At 50.2% G+C, this 18,540-nt stretch carries 21 protein-coding genes; 15 read left to right on the top strand and 6 right to left on the bottom strand.

What is annotated here, in order from left to right:
• Positions 1-24: 24 nt before the first annotated feature.
• The 3 genes from B1728_RS19880 to B1728_RS19890 all read left to right on the top strand — a co-directional run bounded on the left by B1728_RS19880 (position 25) and on the right by B1728_RS19890 (position 2,788).
• On the top strand, positions 25-1,257 hold the full coding sequence (locus B1728_RS19880) for an aminopeptidase (RefSeq protein WP_079912138.1): 1,233 nt from the start codon (positions 25-27) through the stop codon (positions 1,255-1,257).
• Positions 1,258-1,578: 321 nt separating this feature from the next.
• On the top strand, positions 1,579-2,052 hold the full coding sequence (gene ybaK / locus B1728_RS19885) for a Cys-tRNA(Pro) deacylase (protein ID WP_079912139.1): 474 nt from the start codon (positions 1,579-1,581) through the stop codon (positions 2,050-2,052).
• A gap of 175 nt (positions 2,053-2,227) precedes the next feature.
• The gene (locus B1728_RS19890; protein ID WP_079912140.1) at positions 2,228-2,788 is read left to right on the top strand and encodes a pyridoxamine 5'-phosphate oxidase family protein; all 561 of its coding nucleotides are present in this window, start codon (positions 2,228-2,230) and stop codon (positions 2,786-2,788) included.
• A 45-nt stretch (positions 2,789-2,833) separates the two neighbouring features.
• Here B1728_RS19890 and sda read toward each other — a convergent pair whose 3' ends face one another.
• The 3 genes from sda to B1728_RS36350 form a co-directional block, all read right to left on the bottom strand.
• A complete protein-coding gene (gene sda, locus B1728_RS19895; protein WP_079912141.1) occupies positions 2,834-3,022 on the bottom strand; it encodes a sporulation histidine kinase inhibitor Sda in 189 nt (62 codons plus the stop codon).
• Entirely contained in the window at positions 2,992-3,285 is a 294-nt protein-coding gene (locus B1728_RS19900) for a hypothetical protein (protein WP_079912142.1), read from the bottom strand. The genes sda and B1728_RS19900 overlap by 31 nt, the downstream gene beginning before the upstream one ends.
• Before the next feature lie 206 nt (positions 3,286-3,491).
• Positions 3,492-3,704, bottom strand: a complete 213-nt coding sequence (locus B1728_RS36350) for a hypothetical protein (RefSeq protein WP_179136102.1) — start codon at positions 3,702-3,704, stop codon at positions 3,492-3,494.
• A gap of 84 nt (positions 3,705-3,788) precedes the next feature.
• On the opposite strand from B1728_RS36350, the gene B1728_RS19910 reads away from it, so the two are divergent.
• From B1728_RS19910 to B1728_RS19930, 5 genes are all read left to right on the top strand, one after another.
• On the top strand, positions 3,789-6,110 hold the full coding sequence (locus B1728_RS19910; RefSeq protein ID WP_179136103.1) for an ATP-binding protein: 2,322 nt from the start codon (positions 3,789-3,791) through the stop codon (positions 6,108-6,110).
• The gene (locus tag B1728_RS19915) at positions 6,107-6,757 is read left to right on the top strand and encodes a response regulator transcription factor (RefSeq protein WP_079912145.1); all 651 of its coding nucleotides are present in this window, start codon (positions 6,107-6,109) and stop codon (positions 6,755-6,757) included. Before B1728_RS19910 ends, B1728_RS19915 begins: the two co-directional genes overlap by 4 nt.
• A 1-nt stretch (position 6,758) precedes the next feature.
• Complete coding sequence (locus B1728_RS19920) at positions 6,759-7,724, top strand: polyprenyl synthetase family protein (RefSeq protein WP_079912146.1); 966 nt, start codon at positions 6,759-6,761, stop codon at positions 7,722-7,724.
• 168 nt (positions 7,725-7,892) lie between these two features.
• A complete protein-coding gene (locus tag B1728_RS19925) occupies positions 7,893-8,636 on the top strand; it encodes a glycerophosphodiester phosphodiesterase (RefSeq protein WP_079912278.1) in 744 nt (247 codons plus the stop codon).
• A gap of 151 nt (positions 8,637-8,787) precedes the next feature.
• Positions 8,788-9,129: a DUF1904 family protein gene (locus B1728_RS19930; RefSeq protein WP_079912147.1), complete on the top strand. Its 342-nt coding sequence runs from the start codon at positions 8,788-8,790 to the stop codon at positions 9,127-9,129.
• Positions 9,130-9,451: 322 nt separating this feature from the next.
• Here the strand turns inward: B1728_RS19930 and B1728_RS19935 are convergent, their stop codons facing one another.
• Both B1728_RS19935 and B1728_RS19940 read right to left on the bottom strand, forming a co-directional pair.
• Positions 9,452-10,609, bottom strand: coding sequence for a hypothetical protein (locus B1728_RS19935; protein ID WP_079912148.1), 1,158 nt, complete (start codon positions 10,607-10,609; stop codon positions 9,452-9,454).
• 148 nt (positions 10,610-10,757) lie between these two features.
• Positions 10,758-11,102, bottom strand: coding sequence for a DoxX family protein (locus B1728_RS19940; RefSeq protein WP_256865428.1), 345 nt, complete (start codon positions 11,100-11,102; stop codon positions 10,758-10,760).
• Between the two features lie 152 nt (positions 11,103-11,254).
• Here B1728_RS19940 and B1728_RS19945 point away from each other — a divergent pair, with 152 nt between their 5' ends.
• The 4 genes from B1728_RS19945 to B1728_RS19955 all read left to right on the top strand — a co-directional run bounded on the left by B1728_RS19945 (position 11,255) and on the right by B1728_RS19955 (position 13,178).
• Positions 11,255-11,965 carry a Crp/Fnr family transcriptional regulator gene (locus B1728_RS19945; protein ID WP_079912149.1) on the top strand — a complete coding sequence of 237 codons (711 nt, stop codon included), beginning with the start codon at positions 11,255-11,257 and terminating at the stop codon, positions 11,963-11,965.
• A gap of 56 nt (positions 11,966-12,021) precedes the next feature.
• Positions 12,022-12,495 (top strand): MEKHLA domain-containing protein, encoded by a 474-nt coding sequence (locus B1728_RS19950; RefSeq protein WP_079912150.1) that lies wholly within the window; start codon positions 12,022-12,024, stop codon positions 12,493-12,495.
• Between the two features lie 80 nt (positions 12,496-12,575).
• The gene (locus tag B1728_RS36355; RefSeq protein ID WP_179136104.1) at positions 12,576-12,713 is read left to right on the top strand and encodes a hypothetical protein; all 138 of its coding nucleotides are present in this window, start codon (positions 12,576-12,578) and stop codon (positions 12,711-12,713) included.
• A 72-nt stretch (positions 12,714-12,785) separates the two neighbouring features.
• Entirely contained in the window at positions 12,786-13,178 is a 393-nt protein-coding gene (locus B1728_RS19955; RefSeq protein WP_079912151.1) for a cytochrome-c oxidase, read from the top strand.
• A 102-nt stretch (positions 13,179-13,280) separates the two neighbouring features.
• Here the strand turns inward: B1728_RS19955 and B1728_RS19960 are convergent, their stop codons facing one another.
• Entirely contained in the window at positions 13,281-13,652 is a 372-nt protein-coding gene (locus B1728_RS19960) for a hypothetical protein (protein WP_079912152.1), read from the bottom strand.
• Between the two features lie 176 nt (positions 13,653-13,828).
• Between B1728_RS19960 and B1728_RS19965 the strand changes: the two genes are divergently transcribed.
• The 3 genes from B1728_RS19965 to B1728_RS19975 are packed head-to-tail and all read left to right on the top strand — an operon-like array spanning position 13,829 to position 18,249.
• Complete coding sequence (locus tag B1728_RS19965; RefSeq protein ID WP_079912153.1) at positions 13,829-15,475, top strand: response regulator; 1,647 nt, start codon at positions 13,829-13,831, stop codon at positions 15,473-15,475.
• 18 nt (positions 15,476-15,493) lie between these two features.
• Complete coding sequence (locus B1728_RS19970; protein WP_256865429.1) at positions 15,494-17,278, top strand: sensor histidine kinase; 1,785 nt, start codon at positions 15,494-15,496, stop codon at positions 17,276-17,278.
• A complete protein-coding gene (locus tag B1728_RS19975) occupies positions 17,275-18,249 on the top strand; it encodes a substrate-binding domain-containing protein (protein WP_079912154.1) in 975 nt (324 codons plus the stop codon). Before B1728_RS19970 ends, B1728_RS19975 begins: the two co-directional genes overlap by 4 nt.
• Positions 18,250-18,540 lie beyond the last annotated feature (291 nt).

Genomic DNA, 18,540 nt, shown 5'->3' on the forward strand with positions numbered 1-18,540 from the left:
AAATGATCAAAGGGGCACTGCCGCATGAACTCATTGGACACAAATTTAGAAAAATACGCTGATCTTCTAGTCAAAATCGGGGTCAATATTCAACCGGGACAAGTGTTGATGATTGAATCTCCGCTTGAGGTCGCACCATTAACCCGTTATATCGTCAAAAAAGCATACGAGGCCGGAGCCAAGTACGTTCAAGTCAATTGGGACGATGAAGCGGTGACACGCACTCGCTTCGAATATGCGCCGGAGGAATCGTTCGGCTTCTACCCGGAATGGACGGCGAAAATGATGGAGCAGCTGGCCGAAAGCGGCGGGGCGCTGTTAAATATTAAAGTACCGAATCCGGATTTGTACCAGGGCATCGATTCGCACAAAGTATCGACTGCTACGAAAGCGGCTTCCGTTGCGCGGCAAAAATTCCAGAGCTACGTTCGCAACAAAGCGTTCAGCTGGTGCCTGGTCAAGGCTCCGACTCAAGCATGGGCAGCCAAGGTATTCTCCGACCTTCCGGAAGACGAGCAGGTGAACGCTATGTGGGAGACCTTGTTCAAGATCAACAGGGTAGATCAGGAGGATCCTGTAGCGGCTTGGCGTGAGCATATCGAGAAGCTCAAACGCATGAGAGAGCGCTTGAATAACAAGAAGTACAAGCGGCTGCACTATAAGGCCACGGGAACCGATCTATCGGTAGAGCTGCCTGAAGGCCACCTGTGGTTCGGCGGCGAAAGCCTCAACGATCAAGGGATTGCCTTCGTAGCGAACATGCCGACGGAGGAAGTGTTCACGCTGCCGAAGCGGGATGGAGTTAATGGTACGGTGAGCAGTACAAAGCCGCTGAATTTGAACGGCAGACTGGTTGACCGGTTTTCATTCCGTTTTGAGAACGGCAGAGTCGTTGACTATACGGCGGAGGTTGGTTTGGAATATCTCAAGGATTTGCTTGGCACCGATGAAGGGGCCAACTACTTGGGCGAGGTTGCGCTCGTTCCTTTTGACTCTCCGATCTCCAATTTGAACCGAATCTTTTACAATACAGGTGTTGATGAGAACGCCTCCTGCCATTTTGCGCTTGGAAGCGCCTATCCGTTCACGCTGGAAAACGGCACGAAGCTGTCCAAAGAAGAATTGCTGCAACGCGGGGCTAACGTCAGCCTGACGCATGTCGATTTTATGATCGGCTGTGCGGAGCTGGAGATTGACGGAGAGCTTGCCGACGGTACGGTAGAGCCTGTATTCAGAAAAGGCAACTGGGCGTTGTAAGCTGCACAAAAACCCTTGTCTATAGGGGGTTGTTGAGAAACCGAGTTTTGCGTGAACTTTGCTACATATGGAGGTGGGGTATGCCTCGGAGGAGTTTACGTCCGCCTTTGAAACCCGTGAAAATACCGCTAAATCTAATCACATTTCACGGGTTTCAACAGCTATGGGCTTTGTGTAGCAAAGCCTGCTTCGGAAGCCTGGCTGGAGGGGCATAACCCACCGGAGTATATCGGCATAGTTCAAGCTCTATAGGTTTCTCAACAACCAGACCCTTGTTCAGCAAGGGTTTTTGTACTAAATAAGTAAGAGGTGAAACGCTCGATGGCTGCCAAAACGAACGCGAGCCGTATCCTGGATAAGCTCGGGATCGTCTACACGCTGCATGAATACGAGTGGGACGAGGACGATCTTGCCACATCGACAGTTGCGAAGAAGGTGGGTCTCCCCTGCGAGCAGCTGTACAAGACCCTGGTGCTGCGCGGTGATAAGACAGGCGTGGTGATGGCTTGCATCCCGGGAGACAAGGAACTCGATTTGAAGGCTATGGCCTCCGCAAGCGGGAACAAGAAGGTCGAGATGGTGCCTGTCAAAGATATCATGACGCTGAGCGGTTACATTCGCGGCGGGGTTTCCCCTTTGGGGGTCAAGAAGAAATATCCTTTGTATATCGATCGGTCTGTCGTGTCGAAAGATCCGGTAAGCATCAGCGCAGGGCGCCGCGGGCTGCAAATGTTCATAAAGGGAACCGATCTGGTCGAAGCTTGCGAGGGCATTTTATCGGAGCTTACGCACTAGATCCTGCTTCCAATACAGACTGCCCCGTTTAAGCCTTGGGCGGTCTTTTTTGCTATTCATTTATAGCTTGTACCTATAAAGTAAATCTGATTTATCTATTTTACAAACTAAGCTAACCCCTTCATACTATAGAGTAAAAGTTGATTTCCATTTTATTGAAATGAGGCGATGACCTGTGGGAACCATGTATGCTTCTCTTCTCCCCGAGCATGAGGCGTTTATTAAAAAGCAGCATATTTTCTTTGTCGGCTCCGCTCCGTTAAGTGCTGACGGCCACGTTAATATTTCCCCCAAAGGGCATGATGTGCTGCGGATATTGTCTCCTACGGAGGTGGCCTATCTGGATTTAACGGGTAGCGGGAATGAAACCAGCGCTCACCTGCTCGATAACGGCAGAATAACCTTGATGTTCATTGCCTTTGAAGGGGCGCCTATGATCCTGCGTCTGTATGGCCGCGGAAGGGTAATTTTGCCTGACATGCCGGAGTGGGATCCATTGATGGAGCGCTTCGACCCGCTGCCGGGCGCACGGCAAATCATCTACGCGGAGCTTCATGCAGTCAAAACCTCCTGCGGCTTCAGCGTGCCGTTCTTCGATTATACAGGGGAGCGCGAAACGCTGAAAAAGTGGGCGGAGCAAAAGGGGGAACAGGGACTTATCGCTTATCGCCAACAAAAAAATGCCGCCAGTATGGACGGAATCCTAACTCCATTGGGGCATAGCTTTCATGAATAAGCGTGAAAAGACGGAAAAAAGGGGATAGGACGGGGCGTACCGTCCTTAACTGCGGACGATGGACTGCTGCGCCCGAGATGTACAGGGTTCTTCCGACAGCGCATCAAGCGTAATCGGCAAGTCCCTGTTTTTGATCTCGGCGCGGAGCAGCACAAGAAATTCTTCATCAAGCTGAAGCCGGACGGCTTCCAAATAGCAAAATATTAACTCCTTGTCTCTAAGCGTTGGATACATTGCGATGCTTCTCCTTTTACATCATAGGCCTGCAAATGGATTTCGCTGTGTACGGAATCGGCAATATGCTTGAATTTGTAGGCTCTCCGCATAATTTCTCTCGACATTTCCTGAAGGAGCTGCTCGTTGGACAAGGAATCCAGAATCGACTGGATTTGCTCCTTGTTATTAAACAGCACCGTCTGGATGGCAAGAGTCAAGCATTCCTCGTCATGGAAAGCGGCACTGGAAACAGGTCGATGAACTTCGAAAAAATTATTCATGAAATCCCCACAATTACCATTTTTATACTTTCAATTATAGTATAATAAGATCATCAGATCAGCGCAAAATGTTTGCACGAGTATACATTCTTTTTTGCATTTTCGTCAAAAAAACGGTTCTAATAGGAAAAGAGACTGCATACCTGGAAGGGTCCATAATATACAATCTCTTTATGATTTGGTAAAATAATGAAAAATAGCACGAATTAAATCCAAGGGCCGTAAGCACCGATTTTTCTTATGTAGTCGCTGGCTGATTGGGTAAATAATTTCATGACGGCTTGTCCTTCTGCAGCGGACAGAGACTTCGCTTCGAACCAATTGGCATCCTTAAACAGGTTCAAGACGTCTTGGGTGTCCATCTGTTTCAACGAGCGTACAACTTGATGCAATCCAGGAGAGTAAGTTACTGCTTGCATGCTGATCACCTCGCTTCCGACAATTATTTACAATTATTACAGGTTTATTATATCACAAAAAATTACAAATCAAGGGGAATTTTGGTGATTTATAAATTTTTTTTTCGATTGGTCGTTGTTTTGTTTCTGATCATTCACCTATGGTTTGCCTATATCACCTTTCAGTACCCGTATCTTGGGATTACCTTAAAGAAGGGCATGCACGGAGAATGGGTCGTCACTAAGCTGGAAACGGAAAGCGCCAGTCTGGAAATGAATATACAGGTTGGAGATATCGTCAATCGAATCGATGGAAGACCCGCAGACGAGCATCCTACGGTCAAGAAATGGAGATTGGTGGAGCAGGCGAGGACACTGGAGCTGGAACGAAAAGGGGAGCCGTTGACCGTTGAGCTCAACAAGGGGAATGCTGCCAATCCTCCGATTATATTGCCGATTCTGGTAGAGCTCCTTTGCCTTTCCCTGGCCGGAATGCTCTACTGGAAGACGAGGCATTCCCGGTCGGCGCGCTTTCTGTCGATAGTATTTCTAAACATCGGCTTCATCTTCGCCAGTATCGGCGCATCGCAAAGGGGAGATACATTGGGTAAAGTAGCCATGAGCTCGCTTATGATGCTGCTTCCCGTCGTTTTCTTGCATTTTTTGTTCGTATTTCTAAAGGAGAAGGCAGAAATCCAGTTCCCTTTCCGATTTCTGCGGTATTTGTACGGTACTTTCGCAATCCTGCTGCTGCCTGTATTGACCTTCAGCACGCCGAGATCATTCCTGTTCTATCAATACAGCATTCAGTTCGTTATCACGTTCTTTTTGTTCGGCTTGCTGCTTAACTTCTTTTTTCTTGCCTATGTGTCTGTCAAATTTCGCAACGAGGTCTCCTACTTATCTACGATTATCCGAACGGTTTGGTGGGCGCTTGCCATCTCCTTCTTTCCGTTTGCCTTCTTGTCGTTTGTCCCTCAGCTTATGGGTGAAGACGGGATCAGCTCGCTGTATACCTCATGGTTCGTACTGTTCTTCCCTATAGCCTTCACTTATTTGATAATGTCCAAGCAACTATACGATATTGATCTGGTCCTGCGCCGGTTTGCCTTTACGACGGTTATTTCCATCATCCCGGCCTGTGTCATTGTATTGCTGACAGCCGTCATTTTTCGGCAGGCGGTAACGGTGCAGCACCTGCTGCTCAGCTTTATTTTTATCTTAATGCTGCTCTCCTTCGTCATGTATTCACTTGAATATTTCGCTACAAAATTGGAGGCGGTGATGTTCCCCAGGAAATACCACCTGCAAAACGCGCTCAAAAAAATCGCTGTCAATCTGCAATCGATCTCCAGCTTCCGCGAGCTGAAAGATATCATTCTGGTAGATATCGTGAATACGCTGCAGGTGTTTGGAGCCGCCATCGTGTTCAAATATAAGGACCGGATGGAGACGGTTCTGGAGGGGGATATCGAGCTTTCCGAGGTGGAATGGCTGACCTCATCGGAATCCATGGAGCACCCGTTCCTTCGGCGCTTTGAAATCAACCGCCATGAGGAATATACCAGCTATTTGATTATCGCCAGGAAAAGGACCAATACGTTTCTCGGCATGGAAGAGATCCAATGGTTGAATCTGATCATCTCGTATCTCGCCGTGAGCCTGGAAAATATGCATTTGATCAGCAAGCTGCATATGAGGCTTCAGCGGTTGGCCGCACAAATCCCTAACGAGGATGCTTCACAGGATTTCATCTGGTTCCGGAAGCTGATGTTCGAGCTTCAGGAGGCCGAGCGCAAGCGCATTGCAACCGATCTGCACGACACGACGCTGCAGGATTTGTTCTTCCTCAAGAAACGGTTCAGCTCGATAGTGGACAAGCTTAATTTTTCCAAGGAAGACATGGAGCGGATGAGGAACATCATCGACTATGTGGAAATCATTAATACGAATCTCCGCCAAAGCTGCTTCGAACTGCATCCGCATCTGCTGTATGAAATCGGACTGATTCGAACGATACAAAAGGTGATTGACAACGAAAGCTCTCTCTGCCCGTTCCGGCTGGAATTTATCGCCGAGGGCGCCGAGCAGATTGAAGCGTGGGATATGGATTCGAAGCGCCATTTCTTCCGCATCGTTCAGGAGCTGCTGAACAATGCGAAGAAGCATTCGCAGGCATCCCGGGTCAGCATAGCGATAAAACAGGAGAACGACTGCATTCTGCTGACGTATGAGGATGACGGTGTCGGCTTTACTGTGTATAAGGTTAATGAGGCGGAGCTGGAGATCGGAGCATCCGGCACGGGCATGGAGCAAATGAAGAGCCGCGTCCTGTATTTGGATGGGCAGATGGACTTCAGGACAGGCAGGGGGAAAGGGCTGCAAATATGGATTTCCGTACCATTAAAGGAGGTGCTGACCGCATGAACGGCTCAATGAGAGCACTTGTTGTTGATGATCATCCGGTAATGGCAAATGCGACCAAAGGAATTCTCGAGCGAATCAACGGGATTGAAGTTATTGGAACGGCAGGCAGCGGGGCCGCATGCCTGGACTTTGTAGATACGCATCGCCCCGACATCGTGCTGCTCGATTACCATTTGCCCGATAAGTTCGGCAGCATAGTCGCGAAGGAGATCAAGGGCCGTTATCCGGAGACGCATATCATCATTTTTACCGGAATTGATGTGGCGGATATGTATAATCATTTGCTTGAAATCGGGGTTAGCGGCATTATTTCCAAGGAATCCAGCGAGAGCGTCGTTCAGCATATGGTGAGATGCGTTATGGATCATTACACGGTTTTGCCGTTATCGCTGTACCACAATATGAGGCTGATGACGGGGCTGCCTGCGCAGGAGGTCGTACTGACGGAGGACGAAGTGCAAATCATGTCCATGCTGGTCAAAGGAGCGACGCACGAACAGATTGCGGGTGAAATCTATGTGAGCAAACGATCGGTGGACAATTATTTGAAAAAAATTTACGGCAAGCTGGGAGTCAAGTCCAAGGTTCAAGCATTGGAGCAATTTGTGCAGAGCAAATATTATACGGATTCGAACAGGGGGGATTAGCTTGAATCGGGAAATACAAGACGAGATGGAAGCCATGGTCGATCGCGCCATTCATGCCGAGGATTTGAACGGATGGATGAAATCGTTTATAGCAGCAAGAGCCGAGGGGGACAGCATCTGGTCCGAGCTGACGGAGAGCACCCATGGAATGCTGGGAGGCCGATCGCCCTATATCATCAAGGCAGCCGCCTTGACGGAGCTTGTGATGCTGACGCTGGATATCGTGGATGATCTACAGGATCGGGATAAAGGGCATCGGATATGGATGACCTGCCCGGAGGCTTACACCTTGAATGCGGTGCTTGCTTTTCTCATGATGTTTATGGGCGAAGCGGGGCAGCTTCAATGGCAAACAGGCCGTACGATGACGCCGTTTCTTCCTGAGATCAGCCAATGGGTTCTCTCGGCGGTCAACGGACAGCAGAAGGACTTGAATCCGCATGCCCATATCGCCAATGAGGCGGACTATTTCAAGATGGTACAGCTTAAGTCCGGGTCGCTGATTCAGCTGGCTTGTTATCTGGGCTACTCCTTGGCCGAGTCCTCATCCGCCGGGCTTACCGGACAGATCGACGAGCTTGCCGCCTGCCTGGGAGTCGTAGCTCAAATCGAGAACGATGTGAGAAATCTGGAGCAGCTCGGACCCGGCAACGATATATTGCAGAAAAAAAGAACGCTGCCCATCGTGTACATGCTCTCGCAAGAACAAGACGGCTTCCCCGAGCTGGCTCAATACTATGACGGAAGGCTGGGGGCGGAGGACTTTATCCGGCAGCACAAGCAGGCTTGTCTTCAAGCAATCACCGATTCGGGCTGTCTGGAGTATGCAAGAATCATACAAGCCTTGTATTATGATAAGGCAGAGCAGCTGTTTGAATCGATGCCGGGTCCGCCTTATTGGAAGGAGCGTTTCCGGCGGGTTACGCTAGACCGGTACGCTGCGGCTTCCTTAAGAAATAACGGTTGACAATTGCAATCATTTAGAAGTAGTATAATGACGACAAGATGATAATTGTGTAGGAGACACGGAGACATACACATGGATTGCTTAATGGATAGGATTAAGCAGTTTATGTGTTTTTTTGCGTTAACCCCCAATTCTGACGTCTACAAAGACGGGAAAGGAATCAAACTTATGCTTAACGAGAAACCGATTATTATTGCTCATCGCGGGGCCAAAGGGCACGCACCCGAAAATACGCTTGGTGCATTCCGGCTGGGAGTGGAGCAGGGCTGTGAAGCCATCGAGCTCGATGTCCACTTGTCCGCTGATGGAGAAATCATCGTATGTCACGATGAAACGCTCAACCGTACGACGAACGGGACAGGGAAGATCATTGACAAGACATTGGCAGAGATTCAGGCATTGGATGCCGGCTCCTGGCACTCCGAGGCATACCGGGGGGAGAAGGTTCCTACGTTAGGCGAAGTATTCGATCTTGTTCCCGATTCGATTATGATTAACGTGGAAGTCAAAAACAGCTATGACGGAAGGATGGACCGCAAGCTCGTCGAGTTTCTGCGGGAGCGCAGCTTGTTCGACCGCGTGGTCGTATCTTCCTTCGATCATAAATGCTTGTGCGCAATCAAACGTTTGGAGCCTAAGGTTAAAATCGGCCTGCTGTATCAGCTGAGATTGGCTGACGCTGCAGCCTATGCCAAAACGCTGGGAGTCGATGTGTATTCCCTTCATCCGGACTACCGGATTGTGGATAAAGAGGATGTTGAAAAGGCGGATCGGGCAGGCATTCAGGTTTATCCTTATACGGCCAACGATGAGAAGGATCTTCGAGCGCTGATGGATTTGGGCGTTTCCGGCATCATTACCGACTTCCCTGATCGTTTGAAGGAGATTCGCTCCTCGAGGGCTCATGCTTAGCTAACCGGGAACACGAAATAAGAGTAACGAAATAAGAGTAACGAGACGGAAAGTCCATGAACCTTGCAGTTGTATGCAGACTGCCCGGCCGATGCGTTTGCATCAGGGCTTGTAACGCGGTACACTACAACTAAAACAAGGGAGTATGGATATGCCGCAGCTTATCGTTAGAGGTATTACAGCCGAGCAAATGTGTAAAATCAGTACATCTTTGGTGGAGGAGCTAGCTGCCGTCTGCGAATGCGGAACGGATAACTTTACGATCGACTGTCTTCATACCACATCCGTCTATAGTGGAAGTCTTGTAGACACCTATCCGTTTATCGAGGTCGCCTGGTTCGAACGGGGACTTCAGGTAAGAGACCGCTTTGCCAAGGCGGTTGCTGATCATGTCAGAGCGCTCGGGATTCCTGAGGTGGAAATAGCGTTTACGACCTATCGGGAGGATAGCTACTACCTGAACGGGGAACGCTGCTTCGATAAGGCGGAATAATGCTTTGACAGATAGGAATATAACATTTCATAGAATCGTTCGTTCTTTACAAGGTGCCGTCGCTTCATGCGTTCGGCACCTTGCTGTATGATATGGACAGGAAAAACCTTCCAGCAGGCTAGTCCGCAGCGCAACATTCGGGATGCTCCTTGCGTATGAGTAGTTATCCAGTAATTACCATATGGAGAAGGTGGTTTTATGCTTCGCAGGGCTTTATCACTCCTCCGAGGCATACCCCACCTCCCTATTTAGCATAGTTCACGCAAAATAGATTTCTCAAAAACCTGAGGACAGCCGGCAAGGCTGTCCTCTTTTGCATATCCTAGATTTTCATCGTATCGACGTAATTCGGGCTGCCGCTGATAAGCCAGTTGCGGTGGCGAATAGCAGTTTCATCCTGCTCCGGCTCACCGTATGGCCAGGTTTCCCCGTTTGCCTCCACATATTCCTTGATGAGCATCAACAGTGCGGCGCTCCATTGGCGTGCGCCTTTAACTCCCGGAACGAGAGGGTAGTATTTGTCATAGGCTGCACGAATCAGCGCATGCGCGACTTCCTGAAGGACACTTGGGATGTCGGCCTTCTCCAGCTTGGCCGCCAGCAACTCTGGCAGCTCCGCCTCATCATTCGATGCGTGACTTTCGTACTCGAATTCGGTAATGACGCCCTGCTCCTTGGCCATCCACAGCTTCATCCGATTGAGCGCAGGCTTGAACGCCGCAGGCACGGAGACGGTTAATTCCGGCTCCGGATTGTCCAGATTGATGACGAACGATTCGTCAAATTTGTTTAGTTTGGCATTGCCGCGCACTCCGAGCCAGCGAAGGGCAAGCAGGGCGTGGGTTCTTACCTTGCCGTCGATTTCCTCGTTGCGGCATACCCTGCGGAGCAGCTTCTCGCTTCGCGGATCCGGCAGCATACAGAGCAGCCTTACCCCTGTCAGAACCGCTTCCGGGTCATCGAGCCAGGTTTGGATATGCTCATAGATCTTATCGATCGATTCCTCAAGAATCCAATCGAGTTCGATCCGGCGTGCGGCATATTCTCCAAGGTTCAGCATGCCTTGCTCTTGAAGCGTTTCCAGACCATGCTTGCTTACCAGCTCTTCATGCGCCTTCTTCAAGTCCTCGCCCATTTGGGTGAACAGCTCTTGATCAGACGGGCTGACACCCTTCATTTGGGAGATCAGCAGGATCCATTCACCCATGGCTCCCGGATTTTGCTGCCACAGCATCATCGCGAACGTAATCAAATCGCGGTCGAATTCCAGAATTTCATGATGCAGCGCGTAGCGCGCCAGCATCGTTTGCGCGTCGTGTTCCTTTCGCATGAGGCTGAGAGCCAGGATCAGGCCATTCCAAGCATTACCGTTCGCCCGGTCCTCCAGAATGGCACGGTAAAAACAAAACGCGGCGACGCCGTATGATTCCGCTTGCAAGTAATGACGGCCCAATCCGCCGATATTTTCTTGTTGACTCATTTCTTCTACCCCCATGACAAAATTGGCTATAGTAGAAGTATACCTTATCTGGCGGATTGTTTAAAATCATTTTTCGGACAGGCGGTTCCGATTGGTGAGAGAAGGATTATCGCGCGAATGGAACAAAAGCATGAAACCGCACCGCAATCTAACCGATTCCTAGCAGAACAACCGATAGCGCCAGCATCAGCAGTGCGTTCAGTGCCATGATCGGTTTATGCTTTGCCCGTATCCGATGAGCATGAACTGCGCCAAGCATCAAGATGATGAACAGGATGGCAGCATACTTGGCGATGCCCGGAATCCATAGAGCAGCGAGCATGCTCACTGCTCCCAGCAGCTCCGCCATGCCGATGACGCTCATCAGCCACATGGGATAACGGTATTCGCGCCAATGTCTGACCATGGAGGCGGTTCGGACGAATTTTATGACGGAGGATAATACAAACATACTTGCCAATACGATTTGAATCATGACGGAAGCCTGGTGCACAGGGTTCACTCTCCTTTTTTATCACATTACATGGCCCACAACACAATACGGGACTAATTTGGTCCTGAAGCTCTTGCATAAAATCATAATTTGTACAATGCTAATAATCAGTAGTCCAGACTACAGCAAAGCCGAAAAGGGAGGGAACAGGATTGGACAAGGTGAAATATTTATCGAGAATTCACTGGCTGAGCGGCTTGGATAGGGGGGAGCTGGAGCTTCTGGAGCCTGCGGCACCCTTGAATAAGATAAAGAAGGGAACCGTCATCCTATCTCCGCTCATGGAGCAGAAGAGGCTGTTCCTCATTAAATCGGGGACCGTCAGGCTCTATAGGCTATCGGACAGCGGCAAAGAGCTTACGATGGATATCCTAGGAACTGGACATCTATTCGGAGAAGCCGGGGCCTTTACGACTGGCTCGCCCCATCTGTTCGCGCAGACCTTGGAGGATTCCGTCATCTGTACTATGGATAAAGCGCAATTCGATCAAGTCGTAAGAGAGAGGCCTCAGCTCGCTCTTCGATTTATTGAAATCGTATCCGAGCGCCTGAAGGAAGTGGAGGAGCTGTTGGAGCAGATGGCTTACGGCAGCGTACGCAAAAGGCTGCTTTATTTGCTCGATAAGCTGCTGCATAAGTTTGGAATCGAACCGGAGGACCCGGATAGGCAGCATGGCTGGATGCAGCTGGACGTATCGTTGACGCATCAGGAATTAGCAAGCATGATGGGCAGCATACGTGAGACGGTGACCCAGCTGCTAAACGAGCTGGCCATGGAAGGAATTGTAAGGAAGGCAGGCCCTCGCAAGCCATTGCAGATCCAGCCGGAGCGATTGAAGTCGGCGCTTACGTGCTGCGTCTAAAAACAGCCGATTCTTAGTAAGAAGCTCAGCCATTATTAATAAATCAGGAGGAACCTATGAATCACATTCAAAGACCTACCCGAGGTATTGGAGCGGGAGAGGAGCATGCGTCTCTTATTCTGAACAGCTATCGTCAGCTGCTGGGCAAAGATTTAATCGAAACGACCGACAGTCTGAGCTTGGCGGAGCAGCTGTTTGATTCGCCAACCGTCATTTTATCCCATGGGACGGAAGCCGATCCCGTGCTGAATTTTGGCAACCGAGCCGCCTTAACGCTGTGGGAGATGGACTGGGAGACGTTCACGCGGACGCCATCCCGTTATACGGCGGAGGCCATGGAACGGTCGGAGCGCGACCGGTTTCTCCAAGCGGTGGCCGAGAAGGGGTACATAGACAACTACACCGGGATCCGGATCTCCAGCACGGGACGCAGATTTTATATTAAAGAAGCGGTTGTATGGAACCTGAGGGACGCGTCGGGACGCTATGCCGGGCAGGCGGCAGCCTTCAAGCAATTTGAAAATTACTGATCCGCTCGGCGCATGCGGAAGCCTTTCTTGTTGTTTGTCCATAAGATAAAGGGACGAATACAAGGAAAGGGTGTACAGCCATGAATAACACTTTCAAGCAGGGCCTCAAGTTTATGATGGAGAACAAGAAAATGCAGAAGATGTTCAAGGATCTGGAGAAGGCGCAGAAGGAAATAGACGCAGTTATGAAAAAAGCGGACGCGCTTAAGAAAAAATGAAGTGCGGCGGTCATAAAACGTTTCCTCTCCTTATAAGGATAAAGTATCCGATGATGGAGAGGGGAATGAAGCGTGGGAGTAAAGCTCATTAAGATCGCTTCGATTTATTTTGTTGTGGGGATTATCTTGGGGATGTACATGTCCATATCGCACAGGTTTGATTTTGCATCCGTGCATGCCCACATTAATTTGCTTGGTTGGGTGTCGCTAGCTTTGTCCGGCTTTGTGTACCACGTATTTCCGAAAAGCGCGGAATCGGCGCTTGGCAAAATTCATTTTTGGCTTCATAATATCGGCCTCCCCATCATGATGATCGGCCTTTTCGTGCTGGTTAGCGGAGCGGCCAATACGGAGCCCGTCATCGCAGTCGGAGGAACCCTGACCTCTATCGGAGTCGTTATTTTCATGATTAACGTATTGAAAAATGTCACCGCAGCCAAGGATACAACCGGTTCGGGCCGCTGATCCTGATCATAAGAACACGAAACGGGATGCGAGAGAAGAATTTGCTTCTTCCGCACCCCGTTTTTTTTACCCAGTAGAGTGTATAAGCTTCCGAGTTCCTTCTCATTGACTCCATAGTAAGCGCAAATCGTCGGGAGAGCTCCCTTGCAAGTAGACATTGCGGACAGCCTCCTGACCTGCAGGAATCGTAATGGAAAAGTCACCGGAAGAGCTCAGTATACTATAGCGAAGCTTCACATACATATCGCCGCCGGATCTCTTGTAGGAATAGCCGCTGAACCCTGCCGCGCTGTGGCTGGTAGTTCCGGTAAGCTGAAGCTTTCCATCATCCATATGAACCTGCTGAACCATCAAAGCCTGGGGACTGGCGGGTGTACCGCGCTGCAGATAGAGATAAGCCCCTAACGATACCGCGAACAAACCGAGGAAGACAATAGCGGCAATGAGCCGTCCTTGTTTCATTGCTGGAGCCACAGTTTCGGCGGACCTCCTTTTGAAATGAAGAATGCTGTAAGCCGCGGCCTATAGGCTGCCGATGCGGCCTGCAGAGACTTTCAAACGAAATCAAACTCTGTTACATTATTATCACCAACTTCTAACGGAATTGCAAAGGATTGCAATAAGCCACCCGGAGGCGAGAGAAAGCATATATGTACAAGCTGATATTGGCGGAGGATGAACAGGAAGTCAGGGAGAGTATTGTTCGGGAAATTGACTGGGCCCGGTACGGCTTTGAAGTGGCGGATACGGCGGAAAACGGCAAAGAAGCCATGGAGCAGATTGAGAGATGGACGCCGGATGTCGTCGTCACGGATATCCGTATGCCCTTCATGGACGGCATGCAGCTCTCCGAATGGATCCGCAGTAAATATCCGACGACGAAGATTATTATTCTGACCGGCTACGATGAATTCGAATATGCGCAAAAAGCGGTCAAAATGCATATTGACGAATACGTGCTTAAGCCGTTTTCGGCCCAGGAGCTTATCCAGGCGCTGGTCAAAATAAGGCAGCTCATCGACGAAGAAACCGCCCGCAAGAAAAATGTACAGACTCTGCAGGAGCATTACCGGCAAAGTCTGCCGGTCCTAAGGGAAGTGTTCCTTGGCTCGCTCATTCACCGCAAGCTGCCCAAGGGGGAAATCGAAGAGAAGGCGTTAAACTACCATGTCGCTCTGCAGGGGGACGTATTCCTGGTATCCGTCCTCAGCATGGATAACCCGGAGATGCAGGGAGACGAAGCAAGAGCGGCCTCTCAATCATTGAAGTATTCCAAGGATAACGAGCTCAAATTGTTTGCCATATTAAATATTTCCGAGGAAATAGTGTCGAAGCATCAGGCAGGCATCGTCTTCCTGCACAACGGCAATCTGGTTCTGCTGAGCACGTCCAAGGAGGAGACGGACAAAGAAGCCGTCATGAAGCGGACTCTCCCCGCCCTGGAAGAAATACGCCAAAGCATCGAAAAATATTTGAAGCTGACCGTCACTATCGGAGTAGGCACTGTTGTATCCGATATTACGGATGTCAGCTATTCCTACAGCGATGCGGTTCTCGCTCTGGATTACCGGGTAGTTCTCGGCAATAACCGGATCATATGCATTGATGATGTCGAGACTAGACAGGTAGAGAAGCTGCGGTTCGATGAGCTGAAGGAGCATTCGCTGATCCGCTGCATCAAGGTAGGCACTCAGCAGGAGATGAAGGAGCTTGTGGACGAGCTGTTTTACGGCATTGCCGATACGCCGGTCTCGTTTCAGGATTACCAGATCTATTTGCTTGAACTGCTGACCGCTATTTTGAAGGCGGCGAAGGATTCGAACGCCGATCTGGATTCGATCCTCGGGAGCGCCTTTAACCCTTTTGCCGATATTCATAAAATGACGAACCCGCAGGAGGCGAAGCAGTGGATTCTGGGATTATGCACGCGAATCATGACGAGCATCGTCAGCGAACGGCAGTCCTCCTACAAGTCGCTGGTCGATAAGGCCAAGGAATTTACACTGGCGCATTATCAGGACAGCGATATTTCCATTCATAAGGTCTGCAGTCATCTGCATATTAGCGCAGGCTATTTTAGCGGGATTTTCAAAAAAGAAACGAAAATGACCTTCGTCAATTATCTGATGCATATTCGGATGGAAGCGGCTAAGGAGCTGCTGCGTACAACCGATTTGAAAACGTTTGAAATCGCCGAGAGGGTAGGCTACGCCGAGCCTAACTACTTTAGCTTCTCCTTTCGAAAGCATGTCGGCGTTTCTCCGAAAGAATACAAAAGCAGCTCCAGAGAGATATAGATCGGGGGTGTTCCCGCTATGAAGCCGATTCGGAAGCGGTACCGCGCATTGGCGGATATGTGGAGGACGCGAAGCATCCAGTTTATTATCACCGCCTCCTTTACGTTAATCACCATCACGGTCATGATTATTGTGAGCGTCCTTGTATACAACAAATTTGCGCGCACCGCGGAGCAAAATACGTTTCTCAGCAACCAGCAAATCGTCGAGCAGATCAATTACAACCTGGATGTTTACCTGAAAGGGATGACGGAAGTGTTCGAGCTTGTCGATCAAAAAATACGGACTAGCCCGGCGATTCCGAACGGCCCGCTGCTGGAGCAGATGACGACCATTTTTGAAACCCGTGAAGATATCGTATCGATGGCCTTATTTACGGAGTCGGGGGAGCTGATAACCGGGCTGCCGGCGGCGGAGATGAGGAAGAATACGAAGCTGACCGAGCAGAGCTGGTTCCTGTCCGCATTGGAAAGCCCGAATCACCTTTCCTTTTCGCTGCCCCACATCCAGAATTTGTACAAAGGGCAGTACAAATGGGTGGTGTCCATGAGCAAAGGGATCACGATTACGCGCAATAATGCGCCGGTCAATGCCGTGCTGCTGATCGACGTCAATTTTAAAACGATGGATGAGCTGTTCCGCAGAGTGAACCTGGGCAAGAAGGGCTATGTCTACATTATCGACGAGTCCGCAGGCAATATCATTTACCATCCGCAGCAGCAGCTTATCTTCATAGGCTTGAAGTATGAGAACGTGGAGCAGGCTCTCAAGTATACCTACGGCAGCTATCTGGACGAATCGAACGGGGAGAAGCGGCTCATTACGATCAAGACCGTGAACAATATCGGCTGGAAAATCATCGGCGTCTCCTATATGGATGAGATTGTCGCTACCAAAAAGGAGATCGGCACCTTTATCTTCTGGCTGCTGCTCTTTGTCATTTTGTTCGTCGTGCTGATCTCGGCCTTCATGTCGGCCAAAATTTCGCAGCCGATCAAGCGGCTGGACAAATCGATGCGCAGGGTGGAGCAGGGGGACTTCAACATCCATATTCCCATCACCGGCAACGATGAGGTCGGGAGGCTGTCGCGGAGGTTCAATCTGATGGTGACGCAAATTCGCCAGCTGATGGATCAGAATATTCGGGAGCAGGAATCGAAGCGCAAGAGCGAGCTTGAGGTGCTGCAGTCGCAGATCAATCCCCACTTTTTATACAATACGCTGAATTCCGTCGTACGGATGGCGGGCAGCGGCAAGAGCGAGGACGTCATTACGATGATTACTTCGTTATCGAAGTTTTTCCGGATCAGTCTTAGCCGGGGGAAAACCATTATTACCGTTCAGGAAGAGCTGGAGCATATCCGCAATTACCTGATTATCCAAAAAATACGCTACAAAAATAAATTTGATTTTGAAATTAAGGCTGAGGAGCAGGCGCTGCCCTGCCAAACCCTGAAGCTGCTGCTTCAGCCGCTCGTCGAGAATGCCATCTATCACGGAATCGAGTATATGGTCGATGAAGGACATATACACATATCGGCTTCGATCAGGGAAGGAAAGCTGCTGTTCGAGGTTCGGGACAATGGGCTGGGGATCCCGCCGGAGAAGCTGGAGCCGCTGCTGCAAGGCCAGGTCCGGTCGGAGGAGGGATCCGGTGTGGGAGTTCGTAATGTACAGCAGCGGATCAAGCTGACGTTCGGGGATGAGTACGGGCTTCATGTGGAAAGCGCGCTGGAGGAAGGGACGACCGTCCAGGTCTGGCTGCCGCTGCTGCGGCAGGAAGGGGGCGACAAGGAGCTATGATCCGATTCCGTTACGCGTGGCTGGCGCTCCTGTTGTGCCTGCTGCCTTTGATGAGCTCCTGTACAGATACAAGGGATACGGGAACGACCGGGACGGCAAGGAATGTCACGCTGATAATGAAGAAGAAGTCCGGCGATTATTGGAACACAGTCAAAATGGGGGCGGAGGCTGCCGCCAAGGAATTCAGCGTTAATTTGAAGGTAACGGGTCCGGAATTCGAAGGCGATGTGAACGGCCAGATTGCGCTGATCGATCAGGCTGTAAAGGAAGGCGTGGATGCGCTCGTGCTGGCGGCCAACGACTATGATGCACTGGGAGAGACCGTAGACCGGGTCGCGGGTGCAAGAATCCCTGTGATCGCGATAGATTCCGAGGTCAATTCCACCAAGGTACGCAGCTTTATCGGAATAAAGAACTATGATGCCGGACAGCAGGCAGGCAAGAAGCTGATTCAGCTGACGGGGGAGAGCGGACGAATTGCGGTCATCAGCTTTGGACAGGGCGGAAGAAATGCCGTGCAGAGAGAGCAGGGGCTGCTTGCAGCCATCTCCCAGTATCCGGGAATCCAGACGAATACAAAGCTGGACTGCTCCATGGACGTAAAGCGGTGCGATGAGCTGACTGCCCGCCTGTTAAGCGAACCCGGCTCCATTGACGGTATTGTTGCGCTGGATGCCGCCGCATCGATCCGCGTAGCCGCGGAGACGGACAAAACCGGCCTGGCAGGGAAAGTTAAGATAGTGACCTTCGATAGTACCCCAGAGGATATCGAGTATTTGCAGGAGGGGGTCATTCAGGCGACGATCATTCAAAACCCGTTCAGCATGGGCTATCTTGGTGTAAAATACGCCGTGGATGCGCTGGACGGCAAAAAAATACCCGAATTCAAGGATACCGGCACGAAGGTGATCGACCAGGAAAATATGTTTTGGTCGGATAACCAGAAGCTCTTGTTTCCTTTTGTAAAATGATATGAATGGTAATTACGATTTGCCGGGGGAGCCGTGAGAGGAGGCTCCTTTTTTTGCTATTATAGGGTTTATAAATTTCGGGGCTCCCCGCAAAGTACCTGAATCAGCTTCGAAGCCAAGGCCCCACTTTGTGGGGTTATTTTGGCTTTATAGAGGCGTTATAGAATAGATTAAGGGGCCCCGCCTTGCTCGAGGGTATTTCAGCGTACACTTTAAGTTGGTTTTTTACAAAAAATGCCACGATTTTGAAGGGGTTTCCGGGAAGTTATCGTCTAAGTCTGTAACCATAAG

The sequence above is a fragment of the Paenibacillus sp. 32352 genome (genome assembly GCF_002042965.1).
In the GTDB taxonomy this organism is placed as follows: Bacteria; Bacillota; Bacilli; order Paenibacillales; family NBRC-103111; genus Paenibacillus_S; species Paenibacillus_S vulneris.